Below are 21,536 nucleotides of genomic sequence, written 5' to 3'. Positions count from 1 at the left end.
ATGAATACAGTGGATTTTTATTTGAGGCTTTCCTTAGAAGATGGAGATCAGGAAGACGAAAGTAACAGCATTACTTCTCAAAGAGAGATTTTAAAAGACTATATCAATTCAAGAGAGGAATTTACTGGAGTTAAGATTAGAGAGCATATTGATGATGGTTATAGTGGGACAAATTTTAATCGTCCGGCGTTTCAAAAGATGATTGCTCTTGTTAAGAAAAATGAAGTGAAGACAATTCTTGTGAAAGACTTATCCCGTTTTGCCAGAGATTATATTGAATCAGGAGCCTATATTGAGCAGATATTTCCATTTATGCAAGTTCGATTTATTTCTGTAAATGATAACTATGATAGTAACAATAATGAAAATGGAATAAATGGATTGGAAGTACCGTTTAAAAACCTTGTCTATGATTATTATTCAAAAGACATCTCGCAAAAAATGCGTTCTTCCGTAAAAGTAAGACAGGATAAAGGTTACTATTTTGGTTCAAAGGCACCTTATGGATATGTAAAAGATGAGAAAGACCATCATAAACTACTTGTTGATGAAAGGGTAAGACATACGATTGAGGAGATATTTGGAAGATATTTATCTGGAGAAAGTATGCTTTCCATTTCAAAAGACTTCAACAATAGAGGTATTTTAACTCCTGCCAAGCACATCGGGTTAAAGAGAGGGAGTGGAATTTGGACTGGTCAGATTATAAGGTATGTATTAACGCAAAGAGTTTTAACCGGAGCAGTTGTAGGTGGAAAGACAAGGGTGCAAGAGGTTGGTTCTGATAATCGAAAATGGATTGACAGTAAGGACTGGATAATACGAGAAGATATGCACGAAGCTATAATAACCAAAGAAGATTTTAATATAGTCCAAGATATGTTAAGTCGCAATGAAAAGCGTATAAGCAGGGATAGGAAGAATTTTCATATACTTCAGGATAAAATCTATTGTGGTAAATGCCATCATAAAATGAGCTACACTGTTCATTATGGGAAAAGTGATGGATACTGTTGCCCTTATAGATATAAGGCGAAAGATTGTGGTTGTATGAAAGGAAAGATAACTGCATCCACGCTTGAAGATGTAGTGGCAAAAGAAATCAAACTTTATACAGAGAATTTTCTTAAAAAAGAGCAGACAAGGAATATTGAGAACAAAGTTCAAAACATTATTTGTGAAAGTTTGCTTGAAAGAAAGAATAAGCTGGAAATTGATAAAGGTAAACTTCAAGTTGAAAAGATGCAGCTATATGAAAAGCATAAAAATGGTATAATGGATAAAGAAGCATATCTATTTCAAAAACAAATTTTAAGCGAACATATTCAGGATATTGAGCAAGAAATATTCATCATAGAAAGCAAAGTAAAGGAAAATACTACTTCAGGACATAAGCTAAATGTAGATAAGTTAAAAGAAGCAGTATCAAATGGAGAACTTGTCTTAGACTGGATCAATGAAGTTATAGAAAAGATATATGTTTATGATAAAGAAACAGTTGAGATAGTTTGGAAATTTGCTCGTATTTGATGTGTCTGATTGTAAAATAAGGACTATTAAAATTTTGATAAATATGGTATAATGAATATATTTTATATATATGGGAAGGGGGTATTCCTTATAAATAATGAAGAACAGTATATAGCTAAAATTATTTTTAGAAATAAAATTTTAACTTATAAAGGACAGCAATTTGAAGATTTTTTTGTATCTTTAATGTGTAAGCATAATTCTAAATTTAAACCAGTAAAAGCATATGGACGTTTTGGAGATGGCAAGAATGATGGATTTGATAAATATACTGGAACTTATTATCAAGTTTTTGCCCCTGAGGATTTAAATAAAAAGGGAACTATTGCTGATGGAGTTGAAAAATTAAAGAAAGATTTTGAGGGATTGTACAAAAAATGGAATTATGTATGCCCAATTAGAAAATATTTTTTTGTAGCTAATGATAAATATGAAGGAGTTCCAGCATTGATTCATGAGATGGCAATAGATTTAGGAAAACAGAGTTGTTATTCAAACATTGATATTGAAATTTTAGGAGCTAGTGATTTAGAAAACATATTTAATAGTCTAGATAAATTTTCAAAACAGGATATAGTAGGATTTATACCTGAGCAGAGCATGCCAATGGTAGAATATGATGCATTAAATGAAACGGTAAAATTTTTATTGAATATTGAGTGTGATATAAATTACTCAGAAAACTTAATTGTGCCAGATTTTGATGAAAAAATTAGTTTTAATGGATTAAGTCAAGGTGTAAAAAGTCAGTTGACCATAGGGGGGTATCAAGAAGGAATTTTAAGGGAGTATTTTAATAATACACCGGGTGTTAAGGAGGTTTTACAAAAGAAATTTCATATGCTGTATGAGGAATCTAAGAACAATATAAATAATACAAAAGAGAACTTTGCTGATTGTAGGTTTTATTATATTTTAGAAAAATCGTGTGTAAAAAACACGATCCCAATACAAACTAGTGTATTAGTTTTAATGTCTTATTATTTTTCGAGTTGTGATATATTTGAGGAGCCAAGTTAGATTTATATAGAAAGAAAGGAGGAGATGTTAATATGATACTACCAAAGAAACAATTATCATTAAGTGAATCATTCTTTGGATTTGGAGCTTTTTTGTTAGAAAAATTAAAATCTCCTACCTCAGTAGATGATTTATGGTTATATTATAAGAATGCTTACGAAAGAAAAAAATACATTGTAAAGTTTTCTTTTGATCAATACCTTGCAACATTAGATTACTTGTATATGATAGAAGCAATAAAAGAAACTGAGAAGGGGGTAGTATGTAGTGAAACTTAAGTGTTTACGAGCTAATCAATCCTCTTTTCATACTATAAATTTCAAAGAAGGTTTGAATATTATTGTTGGCAAGCAGGCTTCCCCACATAATGAAAATGATGGAAATACGTATAATGGGGTTGGTAAATCTTTTGTATTACACTTGATTCATTTTTGTTTAGGATCAAACAAAATTGATTCTTTTACAAAGAATTTACCTGAGTGGGTGTTTACATTGGAATTTGAAGTCGATGGAAAAGAATATTTTGCATCACGAAATACCAGCGAACAAAATAGAATAAACTTTTGTGGGAAAGATATAAGTTTAAAGACTATGAGAGAAAATATGTTAAATCTTTGTTTTGGTATTTCTGATCCTCCAAAGAATATGACATGGAATACGTTGTTTTCTAGATTCGTAAGAAGATATAGATCATCATACTCTAGATTTGACACATATATTCCAAAAGAATCTGATTATAGTAAGCTTTTAAATACACTATATTTACTTGGAATTGATACAACTTTAATAGTAGAAAAAAAAGAATTGAGAGAAAAGCAAACTGATGCTAAAAGAACAGAAAATGCTATAAAAAAAGATCCGTTTTTTAAAAGGTATTATCTAGGTGAAAATGATGCAGAACTTGATGTAGCAGACTTAGAGTATAGAATAAGTGAATTAGAAAGGGAAATATCAGAATTTAAAGTTTCTAATAATTATCATGAGTTAGAACTAGAAGCAAATGACAAAAGTTATGAAAAAAAGATATTAGAAAATAAACGCGTCCTTATAAATAATTATATAAAAAACATTGAAGAATCTTTTAAAGAAACAGCTAAAGCAAATGAAGAAGATGTTATAAGGGTATATGAAGCAGCTAATATTGAAATTCCTGATATGGTTAAAAAAAACATCGATGAAGTTCTTGAATTCCATAGAAAACAAATATCGTCCAGAAATATTCGCTTGAAAAAAGAATTACGTAAACATCAGCTTGAATTAGAAAAAATAGACAAACAAATTCTTGCTATTGGAGAACGTATGGATAATTTACTAGGATATTTAGATTCTCATGGAGCATTAGAAGAATATGTTGCTTTAACTAAACAACTGTCTTCATTAAAAAATGAAATGGAGAGAATACAGGGATATCAAAAAATACTTAAATCATATAAAGATATTGAATTGGAGATAAAGGCTTCATTTATAAATCAAGATAAAGAAACTAATGAATATCTTGAAAGTATAAAAACAGTAACTGATAACTTAAGGAATGGTTTTTGGGAGTATGCAAAGAAATTTTATCCAAAGAAGAGAAGTGGATTAGTAATAAAAAATAATTCTGGTGAAAATATGATTAGATATACCTTAGATGCAAGGATAGAAGATGATTCATCGGATGGAGTAAATGAAGTAAGATTATTTTGTTTTGATTTATTACTGTTAATGTGTAGAAGAAGCAAAATGAGATTTTTAGCTCATGATAGTAGATTATTTGCAAACATGGATCCAAGGCAAAGAGAAATGCTTTTACGAATAGCGTACGATGTTACTATAGATTCTGAGTTTCAATATATTTGTTCCATGAATGAAGATACTATAATGTCTTTTAAGGATTTAATGTCAATTGAGGAGTATAAAGAAATAGTAACGAATAATATTATTTTAGAATTAAATGATGATGCATCTGAAAGTAAACTACTTGGTATTCAAGTAGATTTGGATTTAGAAGATAAGCACAAAAATATTGATAATATGAAATAAGTTGTGTAAAAGAGAGGATGTTCAAAAACATTCTCTCTTTTTGTAGGTGATTGAATAAAATGTATCCAATACTTGACACAAGGGTGTAATTTCGTATAGGTATTAAACCCATCTCTTATATATTTGTCTCTTGCACCGGTTTGAGTATGATGTAATTTCGTATAGGTATTAAACAGCTGGAGCGGCGGATGCTTCAAGAGGACTGTTTGAGTATGATGTAATTTCGTATAGGTATTAAACTAGATGAGAGACTATTGCCCGAATGGTCTGGTTTGAGTATGATGTAATTTCGTATAGGTATTAAACCTGGTTTTATGTCTATATTTTTTAGTTTTGGTTTGAGTATGATGTAATTTCGTATAGGTATTAAACATATCAAGTCATCACATGGAAATGATATAAGTTTGAGTATGATGTAATTTCGTATAGGTATTAAACAACGAATTAAAAGCTTTAAAAAGTGATGTTGTTTGAGTATGATGTAATTTCGTATAGGTATTAAACCAAAAATCATGTTAAGATAGTTGTAACAAAGTTTGAGTATGATGTAATTTCGTATAGGTATTAAACAGAGTACTTAGAAAGCATTGTTAAAACTTAGTTTGAGTATGATGTAATTTCGTATAGGTATTAAACTGTAGGTGAAAATATATGCCGAACTTATAGGTTTGAGTATGATGTAATTTCGTATAGGTATTAAACTTGTTTTGCATAAGCATCAATATCTGTTCCGTTTGAGTATGATGTAATTTCGTATAGGTATTAAACTTGTATATTATGCTAACAAAAAACATAAATGTTTGAGTATGATGTAATTTCGTATAGGTATTAAACTTGGCAGATATATATCTATCAAATTGCGTTGTTTGAGTATGATGTAATTTCGTATAGGTATTAAACTTATACAATCATCAAATAAAAGGGTTAGAAGTTTGAGTATGATGTAATTTCGTATAGGTATTAAACACATCTACTCAGTAGGTGTTTTTTCATTTTGTTTGAGTATGATGTAATTTCGTATAGGTATTAAACATTTTGTTTTGCATAAGAATCAATTCTTGTGTTTGAGTATGATGTAATTTCGTATAGGTATTAAACTTATCAAATAAAAATAAAGCAAAGTCTGACGTTTGAGTATGATGTAATTTCGTATAGGTATTAAACATTATGCCTTATACTTTCGTCATTTATTAAGTTTGAGTATGATGTAATTTCGTATAGGTATTAAACTTTGATATTGCAACTAGGACTAAGCTTGTAGTTTGAGTATGATGTAATTTCGTATAGGTATTAAACTTTTGATACACAAGTGTGTCATCTACTTCTGTTTGAGTATGATGTAATTTCGTATAGGTATTAAACAATAGGAAGCAGAATAAAAGAAAAAAATATGTTTGAGTATGATGTAATTTCGTATAGGTATTAAACTATGACTCTGCAACATTTTGGAATAGAGAAGTTTGAGTATGATGTAATTTCGTATAGGTATTAAACAATAGGAAGCAGAATAAAAGAAAAAAATATGTTTGAGTATGATGTAATTTCGTATAGGTATTAAACTCTTGAAAAGTTACAAGTCATGATTGAAGCGTTTGAGTATGATGTAATTTCGTATAGGTATTAAACCGCAGAAAGCAAAAAAACATCAAGTTACGAGTTTGAGTATGATGTAATTTCGTATAGGTATTAAACTTTACAATTTACATAAAGCTTATCTTTTATGTTTGAGTATGATGTAATTTCGTATAGGTATTAAACAAGTTAAAAGGTAGCGAATATGACGAAGTGGTTTGAGTATGATGTAATTTCGTATAGGTATTAAACCGTGAAGAAGTAATCGAGAATATAAATGGCCAGATTGATGTTGAAGAATTATAAAAAAAAATGAAGAGAGGAAATAATCTCCCTTCATTTTTACATTACTTTTATAAAAATATTAAAAAATAAAATCCCTAACAAAACAACTAAAGGTGCTGAAAACACTATCAATTTAATATTACTTTTAATTTCATCATCTTTAGAATTTTTTTTAATAATTAAATTATAAATTATTAAAAAAGATATATTTACGCTTAACAATATGGCTGTAAAGGTTGGTACTATGTCTGTAAACTTGTTTCTGTCAATAATAATCCTAAAAATAAAAACAAAAAATAAAAATATATTAAAACTCAATAATGTTTTTTTTATATCTAATTTTTTTATATTTATATGTTCATTTCTGTTTTTTTTCATTAGTTTCTCCTAATATTAGCAATAAGTTGAAGCGTAAGTTGTACCTAATGTAAATAATAAAGCTACAGCTCCCAATCCTACAGGTCCTGCTCCTAATCCTTTTAATACTAAAGCAGCTATTTGATTTAGTGACCAACCTGAATAAGTCATCAATAGTCCACAAATAAATGAAACTGTTCTTTTATCTGGTTTAGAGTATTGAGATGAGGCAGTAGCAGATACTCTTAATTTGTTTGAAGATACTTTTGTTTCGCTATTTGATTTTTTTGTAATTCCATTATCTTTATCATACTCAACTGATTTATTTGAATCTCTTAAAACACCAGACTCAATTTGACCTTTTGAATCATAAGAAAACTCATAAACTAAATAATTATCAGAATTTACTTCAATAAATCCATTTATTGATTTGTCTTCATTTGAGTAATAGAACATTTTTGAACCTTCTAATACTTGATAAGTGTCTTCGAAAGCATAGCCTTTATTTTGTATAGATTCTACTTCTCTCTTTATGTTTAAATTCCTGTTTGATAATGTTTTTATTTCATTTACTGCATTTTCTTTCGTTACTATTTTTTCATAATACTCTTTTATTTCTTGTACATTCTCATAAAATGTTTTTCATTCGAACTGTTAGTAAGAAAATTATTCTTAGCATATACACCTGGTATAGTAAAACTTAAGGTAAATATAAGCACACTTAAAAACATAGCTATTTTCTTTTTTAATTTTGTAATATTATTCTTCCTGTTTTTTTGTTTTTATACTTATATATTATGATACTTTATTATATATATCAACGTTTTCTTATTCACTATATAATTTAAAGTAAATACACCCTTATAGGATAGAGACTGAAGGTCGAAAATCCATAAGGGTGTATTTGTGCTATTGCAAAGAGCTAGTAAATAATATATACTTTATTTACTAAAAAAAAGGAGTTTAGGACTATGGCAAATGTATATTCAAGACAAACAAAAATATCAAATGTAGTTGGTAGAAGTGATTACATTTCAAATGAAAAAAGACAAGAGCATATAGTCTTACATTCCAAAAGTAGTGTCTTTGATTGGAGTTTGAGTATGATGTAATTTCGTATAGGTATTAACCGACAATAAATGTATTTATAAGATAGAGGGTGTTTGAGTATGATGTAATTTCGTATAGGTATTAACCCAACAAGCAATAAGAATGATGGCGATAATGGTTTGAGTATGATGTAATTTCGTATAGGTATTAACCTAATAAGATAACTAAAGGAGAAAGTCCGATAGAAATAGTAAAAGCAACTCACCCAGTTGTTTCGGAATTAACTACACAGGTAGTAATCAATAGTATTCCTGAAGAGGAACTATTAGAAATAAATGTAGAGGGGGAATGGTATGAAGTGCCAAAAAACGTGAAGATACAGGAATTAGCATTTGTATTGGCATCACACCTAGATGCCATATTGAGAATTAAGAGTGAGCGTATGAAAGAGAGTAGACAATTTACTACTGTAATGAATACATTAGCTAACAGGTAGTCTGAAATCTGGAGTCACCAAACAAAACAGAAGGGATAAAAAATAACATAGAATATAAGAAGAGGATAAAATTATTATGTTTAATAAAATTGAAAGAAAACCAAAATGTGGAATTAGAAAATTAAAAGTAGGATTTGTGAGTTGCTTATTAGCATTTGGAATCTTAACAAGTGTAGGAAGTCCTTTAATAGGAAATACAGTAGTAGAGGCAAAAGCACAAACTGAATCTGAAAAATTTTTACAAGCATTTGGAATGACATTAAAAGATGTAGCAAGTAGAGATAAAAGTGGACAAGCCAAAGCATTCCTAAGTAAAATAGATGTGAATGATAAGAAATCATCATTTAACAAAGATAACTTAATAAGGGCTGCTAAAGAATTAGTAGAGATAAATAACTTTAGAAAAAGCAAAGGATATACTCCATTAAAAACAAATAAGAGAATCAATTTAGAATCAGCTTTTAGAAATGAATACTATAAAACACATAAAGAACATGCCGAAATGTTTAATACAGGAGAAATAGCAAGGGTAAGATATCAAGGCTATATAGACGAAACCAACGGCAGGATACCAGCTTATATAGAATGGCATGATGAAGAAAAAGAAACATTTGACCAAGTATTAAAACTAAAATTCGGAATTGATAAACCAGTGACTAAAGAAGAAATTTTAGCAGCCATTGAAAAAGTAGGAGGCATAGAGAAAATAAAAGATGCTCTTAAAACAATACCTCAAGACGAATTAAAATATGATGGTCAAATCGGACACTTCTTAGCATTTGTCCATGATTATTCTATCCAAGGATATGGATTCTGGGAAACAGAAGACGGACTTGGTTCATCAGAAGTAAATATATTTAGCTATAAAGACTATTATGAAGATGACCAAAATGACCCGTTATTAGAACCAGAAGAATACTTTAACTGGCTACTATCAATAGATAGTAAAAAAAGTTGGTCGCAAGTATCTGATAAATGGTATTTTGTAAAAAATAATGGCAAATTAGCTAAAACAGAATGGTTATATGACAATAATTACTCATCATGGTATTATTTCAACAATAATGGTGACATGGCAACAAATAAATGGATAAAAGATACAAATAGTAAATGGTATTATCTATCAGTAAATGGTAAAATGGCAAAAAATGAGTGGATTTATGATAATAACTACTCATCATGGTATTATTTCAACAATAATGGTGACATGGCAACAAATAAATGGGTAAAAGATACAAATAGTAAATGGTATTATCTATTAGGTAATGGTAAGATGGCAAAAAATGAGTGGTTTTATGATAATAATTACTCATCATGGTATTACTTCAACAATAATGGTGACATGGCAACAAATAAATGGGTAAAAGATACAAATGGTAAATGGTATTATCTATTAGGTAATGGTAAAATGGCTAAATCAACAACAATTAATGGCTGGTATGTGGACTCTAACGGTGTTTGGGAAAAATAAATATGTTAATAATAACAAAAAGAAATGTATTCATTAATAGACCCATATTTCTTAGAGGAGATATTCTCAAAGGTTACTATTGTAAGAGCAATTAAAGAGATTAAACATTCTTCCATTTCTAAATTAATCTTTATGTGATTTCCTTTAGGAGGAATTAGAAGAAAGAGTTATGACTGGAGAAAAATGTCAGACTCTTTGGCTAGATCCTGTTCTATGAACCATACTTATAACGAAACTATAGAGGAACTAATTAATATTGTTTGGTTAATATCTATGTTTCCTCAACTCTTTTCAGAGGACCTTTTAAAACCTCTACAAGAGATTATATAGATGAGATACTAGTGAAGATTAACAAAATTGTTTGAGTATGATGTAATTTCGTATAGGTATTAAACCTGTTGCTGTGCTACCAGAGTTCTGCATTACCTGGATTAAATTTAAGACTTTTTTCTATTTTTCTTAATGATTTTGTAGTATCTCTTGATTTTGTTTCAACATTTTTTAATGCATTGGATAATTTTGTAGTATTACCATCAAATTCAATTGTTATATCTTTAATTTTACCAGCCATAGAACCTCATTTACTTTTAAAATAAAAAAAGATACTACTCCTAGTATCCTAATTTAAGAATCAAAAAGCACTATATGAATAGTGCCTTAAATGATTCTTTTATTTTTTTTCTTAATATTTTTTTGTCATATCTTACTAAAAATCTATAGTGTTTTTTTTCAAGTCTATATCTATACACAGTTTTATCATAAATAACATTTGATACAAAATAATCATGTGGTTCTTTTACTTTATTAGATTCTTCTACAAAAATTTTATGAAAATCTAAATTTTTTTTTCTTTCTTTTTTGCTATATAATAAATATTTTTTCAAATCGTTAAATAGATTGCTTAATTTTATATTAAAAGATAATCTATTTTCATTATTCAATTGTTCCATAAATTACCTCCTAACACTTTAATATTTACATTTATTATACCACTTTTGAAATGTTATAATCAACTAATTAAAATTTATCAAAATCATTTTGATTAGCTTCTCTATCCTCTGTGCTTACATTCTTATATTCAATCATTGAGTTGTTATATTCAATACAATAATCAATTATTTGTCCTGGATTCATTTCATTTCAACTTATTGATAAAACATAGTACAGAATATAAAAATAAAAGTAAAAAGCTTCATATGATAAAGAGAATAATGTTGAAGTAGTATGCTTAAAATTTAGTAAAAGTAAAAAAGTTTAATATAACAATTTAAACTACCACCTATAAGCTGGACATATAAAATTACATTTGCTAGATAGTGTTTGTTATTTTTAATTACCTCATCAAATGTATTGCTATTAGCAATCAAAACTGATATAATCTAAATCGAAAGGAAGTTATATATATGGCAAGAACATCAAATATTTATGTAAGAGTAGAACCTGATATTAAAGAGCAGGCGGAAGCGGTGCTTGAAAAGCTTGGAATACCAATGTCAAATGCCGTATCTATTTTTTTAAGACAGGTTGTAATGCAAAATGGTTTGCCTTTTGAAGTTAAAATCCCTAATACAAAGCCTCTTTCTTTATCCAATTTATCAGAAGCAGAATTTAATATGCAAATGCTAAAAGCCCATAATGATTTTGAGAATGGAAGAACGTATAGTTTTGAAGAAATAGAAAAGGAGTTAAAGAAAGAGTTAGGTAGATGAAATATAAGATAATATTTTCTGAAAATGCTAAAAGAGATTTAATAAGCATTGTAAGATATATTTCGGATGAATTATTAGAATCCAATATTGCTGAAAAGTTATTGTATAGAATATTGAAAGCTATTAAATTTCTTGATGAATTTCCAAACAGGCATAGATTATGTGATTATCAAGAATGGAAAGACAAAGGGCTCAGAGTTTTACCTATTGAGAACTATCTTGTATTTTACATTCCTGATGAGTCAAGTCAAATAGTTAAAATATACCGTATTATATACTGAAAAAGAGATATAGAAAAAAAATTAAAAGATAAGGTTACATTTGAAGAAAAAGTGTAAGATTTACCGGACGGGGTCAGTAAGATATAGCAATGCTCGTTGAACAATTATAAAAAAATAATGTAAATATGACTAAGAGAAGTGGAGGAATAATCTGCTTCTCTTTTTTTATTGCTATGGAAGGAGATTACAAATGACAGATGAGAAAAACAAAGCTGAGAATACATTTAGCAAAAAAATTGGGAAAACAACTACAAAGTTATAGTGCATTTCAGCGAAATCGGTAAGGGATTAGTCATGAAAGATACATTTATGGATATTCAAAAAATACGGTTAATAATACATAAAAATATCGTAAAAAAAATCAAGGAGTTAAATCTTAGATAGACGAACGAATAAAAGAATTGAATGATAAATTTATATCTAAACAAGAAAAATATTAAAGTTTTTAACAATGGTAATGTTTGTAAAAAAAACAGAAGAAGTCTTGTATTGTATGGATTAAGGTATACAAGGGAAAATTAGGATAGGAAATATCTGAAAAATATAAAATAAATGCGATAGAAAGTGGACTGATAAACTAGAATTAAATGCGAGAGCAACATGAACTTGAATATTAACATCATACGTGGTAAATACAGCAGAATTAGATGACAGTAAACGACGTGGAATACTTGCTAAAAAGTTTGAAGCCACACTTGATAAGAGGACTTCAAAAATATGTAGGGAACACGACCAAAGAATTATTCCTATTGATAAAATAAAAATTGGAGTGAACGCTCCACCGCTTCATCCTTATTGTAGATCACATTTAAGCGATATGCTTGAAGGTTGGGATTATGATAGTGAAGATGAGTTGATGAGGATGATTGAAGGGAAGAATGCAACTAAAAAAGTTGATAAAACTCTCGAAAAAAAGTATAATATAGATAAAAGAAAGTTAACCGAATATGCATTAAATCCTGAAAGACAACCAAATAAAGCAAGAGCCTTTAAGGAAGCTTTGGGGTATGATTTGTCGAATTACGATGAACTTATACAAAACGTACATTCTAATCTTAAAACGAACGAATTTAAACCTAAAGGTAAAAATAATTATGGAGAATTATTTGAACAAGTTTTAAATTTATTAGGACCTAATGGAAAAAGGGCAAATGTAATGACGGGGTGGATAAAAAAAGAAGACGCTATTCATTTAACCTCAATTTATGTTACCAAAAAGAAAAGGGGGGATTTATGACAATTAAACAATATGATAAAGTTCTCCTAAAAAGTGGGGAATTTGCTTATATAGTTGAAATTCTTGAAAAAGATAAAGCTTATGTGGCTGATATTGAAAAAGAAGATGGGGAAACATCCACTGAATTTATTTATCAAATAGATATTAAAAGCACAACTAACTAAAATGTTAGAGGTGCTTTTTTAGTATAAAAAATCAAGGAGTTTAGACGATGAGTGAAAAAATAGATGACCAATTAAGAGAATGTCCTTTCTGTGGTAATAAATGGAACAAGCCCTCAATTAGAACATACTACAACAAATATGTTGGTAGAATGTATTTTGTTGAATGTGGAGAATGCATGGCAACATCAAGACATGAACCGACAGAAGAATATGCTATAATGGCATGGAATAAGAGATTTTAGAAAAGTTAAGAAGAGTTGAGAATAAAGGAGTGTATAATGGCAAATTTATTATATACTATATCCGTTTGTATATTTTGTTTAATTTACATTTTTTATAAAATAAATGAATAAACATTGAGTAGGAGTAAATATGAAAGAAAAACTAAATGATTATTTTTATATATATTTTATAATAGGATTTGTTATAACAACGGCTATATTAAACCTTTTGTTATAACATTAGAGTTTTTAAAAGAAAATAAAAAAAGGTACCAGAGTTCCAGTCCTTAAGGGTTACCCCTACAGGCATTTTAATGAGAACACTACTACCTTTATTTAATTAAATTTTATCATCTAATAAATTAAAAGTCAAGGAAGGAAAAAATATGATAGAAACTATGATTCCAAATTTAGTGTGGGATGATGAAGAGTTGATAATCAGAAGAATTAATAATATGAAAGATGGGGTAATAAATTTTAAATATTGCGATGGAAAAGTTAAGAATATTATTTTTGATTTAGTAAACTTAAAAGACTATAAAAAATATATTTCAAATTTATTTACAGAGTATAATTGGATAGAAAAAATAATAATTATGAATAATAAAAATATAAACGGAGATAAGGAAGAAATATATATGGTCGTTTATAAAAAAGTTATAAACAAACCTTTAGATTTTAACGTTAAAGAAAAAAATTAGATAAATAGAATTTTAAAATCTAGTGTAAATGATGTAAAGTAAATATAATTTTGGGATTTAAGATGCATCAAGAATGGGATAAAAAGCAATTTGAAAATTTTATTGAGGAATATGGATTTTCAGTATTTGAAATGAAATTAGTGCATGGTGCTATTGCACCAGTTGGGGTGATGATTGCTATAAGAGAGGGATAATAGATTTTGTTTTTGTGAAGAAAAATTTCATATAAAAAGTTAACAAAGGCGATAGAGAAAAAACTATCGTCTTTGTTAATTGTCTATTTTTAAATATTGAGTAAGTGATAGAATTTTATTATTATAACAGAGGAGTTAAAAGGTATGATATATGTTTTTTGTAATTAAATTTTATTTTAGTATATAAATTGACAAGCCGAATGAATAAGTCTTTTTACTGCTTTGTCCGTAAATTTAGTATTTAATTTATTTAAATCAGATGTACCTATAATTATTATTGTATAAGCTTCTGAAAATAGAAAGAAATTATCGAATGATTTAGTAGTTGCAAGTTTACTCATCATAAATTTAGCGTTTTCTTCTATTTTTTCATTTCGATTATCAAGAAGGCCATATTTTTCTTGTAGTATATTGTAGTCATCTTGAGTAAGGCATCTGTAAATGTTATTATGTGATATTGTATCAAATAAAAATTTTTCAAACACTTCCATAGGAATTTCATTTGAATATTCTTTAGATATTGATAAGAATTGTTTTACTGTTTCATCTTTTCTTTTATTTATAAGCCAAATAATAAATTCATCTTTACTTTTAAAAAAATTATAAAATGTTCCTGTGCCGATTCCAACAGAGGAAGCAATATCAACAATCTTTAATTTTTTATATCCGAATTTTTTTAAAAGAATATATCCTTGCTTGTAGAATTTTTTTATTAAAGCAGCTCTTTCTTCTTTTGTAAAGTTAGCAGGCATTGGTTCATCTCCTATCGAAAAATTATACTTATATTTTAGCAAGTATGAAAGATAAAGTCAATGAATCTAAAGATAATTATATTCATTGACTTTTCTAAGAAAAAAGTGTTATAATCATTTCAATGAATATTAAACACAAAATATTCGCTGAGAGAGGAGGTGGGAAAGTGATAGAGTTTAAGGATTTTTCTTTCACTTATGAGGGAGAAATAAATCCGACCTTGAAAGGTATAAATTTAAAAATAAAATCAGGAGAGTGTGTTGTTTTTACAGGGCTGAGCGGTTGTGGGAAAACCACATTGCTCAGAGTTATAAATGGACTTTGCCCCAGTGTATTTCAAGGAAATGTTACAGGAAGTTTTAAGACAGATTTCTATGGTTATGAAAATAGCTTTGCCGGACTTAATTCAAAGTATGTCAGTAGCATTTTGCAAAATCCTAAAAATGGATTTTTATTTTCTAATGCAGATGATGAGTGTAAATACTCTTCAAAATGTATCGGAAAAAGTAGAGCAGAAATTGAAAATAAATTTACTTTACTAAAAGATAGATATTCTGAGTTATTATTACACGAAAATATTTTGAATTTATCAAGTGGAGAAGCACAAACACTCAGTGTTTTAAGTTCCTATATTAAAGCTCCTAAAATAATTGTTATGGATGAGCCTACTGCAAATTTAGATATTAATGAAATAGATGAATTAAAAAAGCATATTATTGAACTTAAAAATAGTAATGTAACAATAGTTATTGCGGAACATAGAGTCGGTTATCTGAAAGATGTATGTGATAAAGTTTATGTAATCCAAGATGGAACTTTGATAAATGGCGATGGATTTGAAATTAGAAGTGAAAATATAGCTTTTTCAAACATTAAAGAACATTTTTATAGAAAAACAAATGATACATTAGAAATTTTAAATCTTAATTATACTATCAATTATAAAGAGATTTTAAAGGATATATCTTTATCAATTAAATCTAATAAGGTAACGGCAATTATAGGGTTGAATGGTTCGGGAAAAAGTACATTAGGTAAGCTAATCGCAGGATTGATTGATAATAAAAAAGCTGTTTTTTCCTTTAATAATAACATAATTTCAAAAAAAGATAGAATAAAAAATTCATATTTTTGTATGCAAGATTGTTATCATCAAATGGTTACAGCTTCAGTAAAAGATGAGATTATTCTTCAAAACAAAAAATTAAATGATTTAGAAATTCATAATCTACTTAAAATGGTGGATATGGATGCCTTAGAAAATCGGCATCCATCTAAACTTTCAGGAGGTCAAATTTTAAGATTGGCAGTGCTTTTAGCATATATAAGTAATAATAAAATTGTAATTTTGGATGAGCCTACAAGTGGGCTAGATTTGAAAAGAATGAATTGTATTTGTAGATTGATAAATAAAATGAAAGAACAAGGAAAAATTGTTATTTTAATTTCGCATGATTTAGAGCTTTTATCAAAAGTTGCTGATGAATATATTCTTTTGGAAGGAGCAACGGTAATCGCACATAGAAGGCTTGTTAATCAAAATGATTTTAATGAAATGATAGATAAGCTTAAATCCGCAAAAAATGTAAAAAACAAATATTCTACAGAAAAGAAAAAAACAGACTATTCAAAAGTTAATCCTATCATAAATTTGATTGTATTTTTTACAGTTGCAAATGCTATATTTTTTTATCCGTCAAATCAAAGTTCAATATATTTAATGGGGATAGTAGCTATAGTATTTTTGTTTAATAAAAATTATATGCTTGCAATAAAAATGGCGGTAACCTATTTCGTGATAAGTAAGCTAAAGATATTTTTTCCATTATATTATCAAGCTTTTATTGAGATTTTTATTGTAAGAGGTATGTTATGCGGTTACACCATAAAGAATTTAACAGCCGGCACAAAGCTTATAACAATTATAGAAGCCTTAGAAAAAGTAAAGTTGACAGATTACATCCTCATACCGATTATCTCGTTCATGAGATTGTTTCCGTCAATGAGGAATGACTTTTCCATAGCTTATATGAGTCTTAAAACTAGAAAGCTGATTAAAAACAAAAATCCGGCAGCAATTTGGAGATTTATCATTGTACCTGTTGTTTTCAGTTTAATAAGAAGTGCGGAAAATTTATCTTTAGGGATTGAAACAAAAGGAATGATAATAGGCAAAGAAAGAACCCTGTTGACAGATGTAGATTTTAAAATCACAGATTATATGTTATGTACTATGTATATATCAATTTATATATTTTTAATTATAGGAGGAATAAAATGAATAACAAATTAACAGTTAAAGATTTAGTATTAGTGGCGGCTTTTTCGGTATTAGGAATTTTATTTATGTACTTAATACCGATGCCTTTCTTATTTACACCGTATACAATTTTAATTTCACCAATTGTACAAAGTTTATTTTTAGCATTTCCATTTATATTAACAGGAGCTAAAGTTCAAAAGAAATGGGCAATATTAATTTACTGTGTAATATGGGGTTTAGGTGGATTTATGCCTTATTACATTGGAATGATGGTTATTGCGGGAATAATTGCTGAATTGATATTAGCGAAAACTAAAAATAGATTTAAAGGTCTGACTTTATCATTTGTTGTGACGATGTTGGCTCATTATATAGGAGGTACCGTAATTCCTTATATAATTACTAAAGAACAACAATTAGAAATGATTAAAAAAATGTATGGGCATGACTATGCAATGAAAATGCAAGAACTTAAGACAATACCTATGATGGTTATAATTGCAGTAACTATCGTTGTTGTTTCAATTATAGGAACTTACATTTCCAAAAAGTTCTGCAAAAAACATTTTTAAATATGAGAAGGGGTATGGTTATGATTGAACTTAAGCATATAACAAAGAGATATAAAAAATTTCTTGCTCTCATAGATTTTTCGTATAATTTTGAAAATGGAAATGTTTATGGGATATTAGGTGTTAATGGTGCCGGTAAAAGCACATTGATTAATTGCATTACACAAAATGTATCCTTTGAAGGAGAGCTTAATTACGCAGATTTAAGTATTTGGGATATTGGTTATGTTCCGCAAGAGCTTGCCATATACCCTGAACTTTCTGTAATGGATAATATGTTGTTTTTTGCTTCTATATATAAAATGGATAAAAGAGAGACAAGAGAAAGATGCATCTTATTAATAGAAAAAGTAGGACTTAAGGAAAAAATATATACAAAAGCAAGGGATTTATCCGGTGGAATGAAAAGAAAATTAAATTTAATAACTGGGCTTGTTCACAATCCTAAACTATTAATTTGTGATGAAGTTTGTGTTGGAATTGATCCTATTTCCAGAAAGGAAATATTGGCATATCTTAAGGAATTGAAAAATAGCGGCTTAAATATCATCTACACTTCTCACTATTTGGATGAGGTTGAGTATTTATGTGATAAAATTATGTTTTTAGATAAAGGTAAACTTATATTGGAAGGAGAAACCGAGAAGTTAATCAAGGAAATTTCAGATACAGAAAATAAACAGGCTGATTTATCAGATGTTTTCGTAAAGGTTTTGCGTAAGGGCGGTGAGTGATATGCTTAAAAAAGAAATAAAAGGAATTATAAAAAATCCGATATATTTTATAATTATGTTCTTGCCGATGGTTCTTGCCTTTATTATGAGTGAGGGTACAAAGAACTATTTATCACAGCATATTCAAAATTCATTTTCTGTAGATACCGTCAAAGAAGTTGTTATGTATGATGGAATATTATTGAATTCCAAAGTACAGTTTGCGGTTAGTGAACTTAATTTTATGTTAATGATGTCGGCAGTTTTGGCAGGACTAAGTATTTTTGAGGAAAGAAAACTTCATGTTTGGGACAGGATTGTGTGTAAGAGTAATTTTGTTTTGATAAAATTTTTTATACATTATATTTTTTCCATTATTATGATTACAAGCAATGTAATAGGGTATCGATTGCTGTTTGATATCTGTTTTCCTATAAACTCGATATGTATTTTTTTAAGCATTCCAATTATAAGTATTAGTTTAGGATTGTTTTTTGGACTTTCAGTTTATAATAAGGCAATACTTTCTAATACTATTATGATGATTGTTATGCTTATGGGATATTTTGGTGGAGCTTTGAGTTTGACATCTGTTTTATCAAATACAAAATTTATGGATTTACTTATGTACTTGTCGCCTTTGACAATTGCTAACAGGTTAATATTTAAGGATTTAATTCAAATAAATTTTGGAAATGATTTGCTAATATGGATTTTAATATTTTTTACATTTGTCATAACCTTTATTTTATTAATAGGAAGGAGGATGAGGAATGGTGCATGCATTTAAGTTTACTTTTAAAATTCTTAGAAATACCAAAGGATTTATTTCTTCAATGATTATTATGCCGATTTTAATGATTTTACTTGTAAGTATTACCCTTGCATATTCCGATGTTCCTGTTGTGGGTTATATCGGAGAAAAAGCCCCGAATGTAGCGAATGTTAAAATGATGAAGCTTAAGGAAGATGAAAAAGATTATTTTCTTGGACTTTCTCAAGGGACTTTGGTAGTAAAGACGGATGGAGCGGGAAATGTCTTGCAATATTATAGCAGTATATCGAATAATCCATTAATACCTATAATAGATAACCGCAACTCAAACAGTAATTTGTTTAATGAAAAAGCGAAACTTAGTTATTCTGTTGGAATTATTCTTTTTAAGCTGTTAACATCGGCATCCCTACTTGCTACAGTTTTAATTAATGAAAAGGATAATGGTATTGTTTTAAGAGTAAAAAATTCCAAGACAAAGTTAAGCTCATATATATTAGGTAAAAGTTTAGCCATCATATTTGTGTATGAAATAGCAAATTTATTGATACTGTTATTTTATAAATTTGCAGGTTTTGATTTAGGTAAATCTAATATTATTCAGCTTGGTATTTTGTTTACTATTGCAATGTTTATTTCAATGGGACTTTATATTTTCTTATCATCTATAATAAAGAATGAGGGGATAATCTGGATAATTTCAACAGGAATTATATTTCCGTTAGGGTTATTTTCCGGCATTTTATTTCCGGTTGAACATATGGCCAATTGGATGAAAACTATCGCTTATATATCGCCACTTTATTATCTTCAAAATTCTATTATTAGTGGAAAAATTTATGTGATTCCAATTGTATTAATGTTATTTATTTCGTTAGTACTTGCAATATATGGAATAAGATTATTTAATAGAAAAGTTTAATTATGTTAAAAAAATTATAATGCTTAAGTTATAATTAATTATATAAAAATATTATGATATTACAATTTTTAATTGTAGAATTTTATACATAAAAGTTTTTATGAACAATTTTATACAATTTAAAACAATACATCATGGAAATTGTTTTCATGATGTATTATTATTTACATAAGATAAAAATATAAGGAGAAAAACTATGAGTAAAAAAATATTTGCATTGGTAATGTCACTAATACTAGTCTTTTCACTAGTTGCATGTAGTAAAGGAGGCGATGGTAAGAAAACAGGCGATAAGGGTAAACTTGTTGTATATTCACCGAATACAGAAAATATAATGAAGACAATAATCCCAATGTTTGAAAAAAAAACGGGGATAAAAGTTGAAGTTATTTCAGCAGGTACAGGTGAATTATTATCAAAGATCGAAGCTGAAAAAGGAAATCCATTAGGAGATGTATTATTTGGTGGAAGCAAATCAACAATAAGAGAAAAGAAAGACTTATTTGAACAATATGTATCACCAAATGACAAAGATATGTTACCAGATCATAAAAATGTAGACGGATTCTTAACGCCATATACAGCTGATGGTTCTGTTATTTTAGTAAATACAGAATTGATTGGGGATATTAAAATTGAAGGATATGCTGATTTATTAAATCCTAAATTAAAAGGTAAGATTGCATCAGCTGATGCTTCAAATTCATCATCAGCATTTGCTCAATTGACAAATCAATTGTTAGCAATGGGTGGAGATTATGAAAATGAAACTGGATGGAAATTTGTTGAACAATTATTAAAGAATATTGATGGTAAAATTTTAAATTCATCTTCAGCAGTTCATAAAGGTGTTGCGGATGGGGAATATGCTGTTGGTTTAACATATGAAGATCCATCAGCAGCATATGTTAGAGATGGAGCACCGGTTAAAGTTATATATCCAAAAGAGGGTACAGTATATCTAGATGCAGGGGTAGAAGTTATTAAAGGTGCAAAAAATATGGAAAATGCTAAGAAATTTGTTGACTTTGTAATTTCCAAAGAAGCTCAAGATGCTTTTGGTTCACAATTAACAAATAGAGCATTAAGAAAAGATGCAAAAACAGGTGATTATATGACACCATTAGATAAAATTAAAACTATAAAAGAAGATGAAGAATATGTAAAGAAAAATAGAGAAAATATTATTAAAAAATACACAAATATACTTGTAAAGACAAGAGGTTAA

The 21,536-nt window shown here is 28.1% G+C and carries 25 protein-coding genes and 1 CRISPR repeat array; of the genes, 20 read left to right on the top strand and 5 right to left on the bottom strand.

The genetic code is table 11. The features are described from left to right. From EQF90_RS04630 to EQF90_RS04615, 4 genes are read left to right on the top strand one after another with little or no spacing between them, the layout of a single operon-like run. Complete coding sequence (locus EQF90_RS04630; protein ID WP_134710787.1) at nucleotides 1-1,530, top strand: recombinase family protein; 1,530 nt, start codon at nucleotides 1-3, stop codon at nucleotides 1,528-1,530. Between the two features lie 51 nt (nucleotides 1,531-1,581). Continuing rightward, nucleotides 1,582-2,550 (top strand): ABC-three component system protein, encoded by a 969-nt coding sequence (locus tag EQF90_RS04625; protein ID WP_134710786.1) that lies wholly within the window; start codon nucleotides 1,582-1,584, stop codon nucleotides 2,548-2,550. Between the two features lie 32 nt (nucleotides 2,551-2,582). Further along, on the top strand, nucleotides 2,583-2,828 hold the full coding sequence (locus EQF90_RS04620) for an ABC-three component system middle component 6 (protein ID WP_134710785.1): 246 nt from the start codon (nucleotides 2,583-2,585) through the stop codon (nucleotides 2,826-2,828). Next, a complete protein-coding gene (locus EQF90_RS04615) occupies nucleotides 2,818-4,572 on the top strand; it encodes a DUF2326 domain-containing protein (RefSeq protein WP_134710784.1) in 1,755 nt (584 codons plus the stop codon). Before EQF90_RS04620 ends, EQF90_RS04615 begins: the two co-directional genes overlap by 11 nt. A gap of 138 nt (nucleotides 4,573-4,710) precedes the next feature. Further along, nucleotides 4,711-6,396: a CRISPR direct-repeat array (repeat unit 36 nt; unit sequence GTTTGAGTATGATGTAATTTCGTATAGGTATTAAAC). A 90-nt stretch (nucleotides 6,397-6,486) separates the two neighbouring features. On the opposite strand, the gene EQF90_RS04610 is transcribed toward EQF90_RS04615, so the two are convergent. Together EQF90_RS04610 and EQF90_RS04605 are read right to left on the bottom strand one after the other, a co-directional pair. Continuing rightward, nucleotides 6,487-6,807, bottom strand: a complete 321-nt coding sequence (locus EQF90_RS04610; protein ID WP_134710783.1) for a hypothetical protein — start codon at nucleotides 6,805-6,807, stop codon at nucleotides 6,487-6,489. Nucleotides 6,808-6,822: 15 nt separating this feature from the next. After that, nucleotides 6,823-7,242 carry a hypothetical protein gene (locus tag EQF90_RS04605; RefSeq protein ID WP_134710782.1) on the bottom strand — a complete coding sequence of 140 codons (420 nt, stop codon included), beginning with the start codon at nucleotides 7,240-7,242 and terminating at the stop codon, nucleotides 6,823-6,825. 515 nt (nucleotides 7,243-7,757) lie between these two features. Between EQF90_RS04605 and EQF90_RS04600 the strand changes: the two genes are divergently transcribed. From EQF90_RS04600 to EQF90_RS04590, 3 genes are all read left to right on the top strand, one after another. After that, complete coding sequence (locus EQF90_RS04600; protein WP_167554090.1) at nucleotides 7,758-7,898, top strand: hypothetical protein; 141 nt, start codon at nucleotides 7,758-7,760, stop codon at nucleotides 7,896-7,898. A gap of 296 nt (nucleotides 7,899-8,194) precedes the next feature. Continuing rightward, complete coding sequence (locus EQF90_RS04595; protein WP_167604009.1) at nucleotides 8,195-8,332, top strand: hypothetical protein; 138 nt, start codon at nucleotides 8,195-8,197, stop codon at nucleotides 8,330-8,332. A 76-nt stretch (nucleotides 8,333-8,408) separates the two neighbouring features. Next, nucleotides 8,409-9,803 (top strand): N-acetylmuramoyl-L-alanine amidase family protein, encoded by a 1,395-nt coding sequence (locus EQF90_RS04590; protein WP_134710781.1) that lies wholly within the window; start codon nucleotides 8,409-8,411, stop codon nucleotides 9,801-9,803. 406 nt (nucleotides 9,804-10,209) lie between these two features. On the opposite strand, the gene EQF90_RS04585 is transcribed toward EQF90_RS04590, so the two are convergent. Both EQF90_RS04585 and EQF90_RS04580 read right to left on the bottom strand, forming a co-directional pair. Then, the gene (locus EQF90_RS04585; protein ID WP_167604006.1) at nucleotides 10,210-10,374 is read right to left on the bottom strand and encodes a hypothetical protein; all 165 of its coding nucleotides are present in this window, start codon (nucleotides 10,372-10,374) and stop codon (nucleotides 10,210-10,212) included. A 70-nt stretch (nucleotides 10,375-10,444) separates the two neighbouring features. Further along, on the bottom strand, nucleotides 10,445-10,753 hold the full coding sequence (locus tag EQF90_RS04580) for a hypothetical protein (RefSeq protein WP_134710780.1): 309 nt from the start codon (nucleotides 10,751-10,753) through the stop codon (nucleotides 10,445-10,447). A 453-nt stretch (nucleotides 10,754-11,206) separates the two neighbouring features. Here EQF90_RS04580 and EQF90_RS04575 point away from each other — a divergent pair, with 453 nt between their 5' ends. The 7 genes from EQF90_RS04575 to EQF90_RS04545 all read left to right on the top strand — a co-directional run bounded on the left by EQF90_RS04575 (nucleotide 11,207) and on the right by EQF90_RS04545 (nucleotide 14,310). Further along, the gene (locus tag EQF90_RS04575; RefSeq protein ID WP_134710779.1) at nucleotides 11,207-11,512 is read left to right on the top strand and encodes a type II toxin-antitoxin system RelB/DinJ family antitoxin; all 306 of its coding nucleotides are present in this window, start codon (nucleotides 11,207-11,209) and stop codon (nucleotides 11,510-11,512) included. Beyond that, entirely contained in the window at nucleotides 11,509-11,793 is a 285-nt protein-coding gene (locus EQF90_RS04570) for a type II toxin-antitoxin system RelE/ParE family toxin (RefSeq protein ID WP_134710778.1), read from the top strand. The genes EQF90_RS04575 and EQF90_RS04570 overlap by 4 nt, the downstream gene beginning before the upstream one ends. A 625-nt stretch (nucleotides 11,794-12,418) precedes the next feature. Further along, complete coding sequence (locus tag EQF90_RS04565; RefSeq protein WP_209021399.1) at nucleotides 12,419-13,030, top strand: DUF6883 domain-containing protein; 612 nt, start codon at nucleotides 12,419-12,421, stop codon at nucleotides 13,028-13,030. Next, nucleotides 13,027-13,194, top strand: coding sequence for a hypothetical protein (locus tag EQF90_RS04560; protein ID WP_167604003.1), 168 nt, complete (start codon nucleotides 13,027-13,029; stop codon nucleotides 13,192-13,194). Before EQF90_RS04565 ends, EQF90_RS04560 begins: the two co-directional genes overlap by 4 nt. A gap of 47 nt (nucleotides 13,195-13,241) precedes the next feature. Next, nucleotides 13,242-13,436, top strand: coding sequence for a Lar family restriction alleviation protein (locus EQF90_RS04555; protein ID WP_134710776.1), 195 nt, complete (start codon nucleotides 13,242-13,244; stop codon nucleotides 13,434-13,436). Nucleotides 13,437-13,801: 365 nt separating this feature from the next. Beyond that, on the top strand, nucleotides 13,802-14,116 hold the full coding sequence (locus tag EQF90_RS04550; protein WP_134710775.1) for a hypothetical protein: 315 nt from the start codon (nucleotides 13,802-13,804) through the stop codon (nucleotides 14,114-14,116). Nucleotides 14,117-14,178: 62 nt separating this feature from the next. Continuing rightward, nucleotides 14,179-14,310, top strand: coding sequence for a hypothetical protein (locus EQF90_RS04545; RefSeq protein ID WP_280633452.1), 132 nt, complete (start codon nucleotides 14,179-14,181; stop codon nucleotides 14,308-14,310). Between the two features lie 176 nt (nucleotides 14,311-14,486). Here the strand turns inward: EQF90_RS04545 and EQF90_RS04540 are convergent, their stop codons facing one another. Further along, nucleotides 14,487-15,062 carry a TetR/AcrR family transcriptional regulator gene (locus EQF90_RS04540; protein WP_134710774.1) on the bottom strand — a complete coding sequence of 192 codons (576 nt, stop codon included), beginning with the start codon at nucleotides 15,060-15,062 and terminating at the stop codon, nucleotides 14,487-14,489. 167 nt (nucleotides 15,063-15,229) lie between these two features. Here EQF90_RS04540 and EQF90_RS04535 point away from each other — a divergent pair, with 167 nt between their 5' ends. The 6 genes from EQF90_RS04535 to EQF90_RS04510 all read left to right on the top strand — a co-directional run bounded on the left by EQF90_RS04535 (nucleotide 15,230) and on the right by EQF90_RS04510 (nucleotide 21,536). Next, complete coding sequence (locus EQF90_RS04535; RefSeq protein ID WP_167604000.1) at nucleotides 15,230-17,344, top strand: ATP-binding cassette domain-containing protein; 2,115 nt, start codon at nucleotides 15,230-15,232, stop codon at nucleotides 17,342-17,344. Further along, nucleotides 17,341-17,898: an MptD family putative ECF transporter S component gene (locus EQF90_RS04530; RefSeq protein ID WP_167603997.1), complete on the top strand. Its 558-nt coding sequence runs from the start codon at nucleotides 17,341-17,343 to the stop codon at nucleotides 17,896-17,898. Before EQF90_RS04535 ends, EQF90_RS04530 begins: the two co-directional genes overlap by 4 nt. Nucleotides 17,899-17,918: 20 nt before the next feature. After that, on the top strand, nucleotides 17,919-18,632 hold the full coding sequence (locus EQF90_RS04525) for an ABC transporter ATP-binding protein (protein ID WP_167603994.1): 714 nt from the start codon (nucleotides 17,919-17,921) through the stop codon (nucleotides 18,630-18,632). 1 nt (nucleotide 18,633) lies between these two features. Then, nucleotides 18,634-19,401, top strand: coding sequence for a hypothetical protein (locus tag EQF90_RS04520; protein ID WP_134710770.1), 768 nt, complete (start codon nucleotides 18,634-18,636; stop codon nucleotides 19,399-19,401). Next, a complete protein-coding gene (locus EQF90_RS04515) occupies nucleotides 19,385-20,308 on the top strand; it encodes an ABC transporter permease (protein ID WP_134710769.1) in 924 nt (307 codons plus the stop codon). The genes EQF90_RS04520 and EQF90_RS04515 overlap by 17 nt, the downstream gene beginning before the upstream one ends. Nucleotides 20,309-20,504: 196 nt before the next feature. Continuing rightward, nucleotides 20,505-21,536 carry an ABC transporter substrate-binding protein gene (locus tag EQF90_RS04510; protein ID WP_134710768.1) on the top strand — a complete coding sequence of 344 codons (1,032 nt, stop codon included), beginning with the start codon at nucleotides 20,505-20,507 and terminating at the stop codon, nucleotides 21,534-21,536.

Origin of the sequence: Helcococcus ovis, assembly GCF_004524775.2 — a bacterium.
Classification (GTDB): domain Bacteria; phylum Bacillota; class Clostridia; order Tissierellales; family Peptoniphilaceae; genus Helcococcus; species Helcococcus ovis.
Note: the sequence above shows the minus strand (reverse complement) of the source record. Positions and strands in the feature narration are given on the sequence as shown.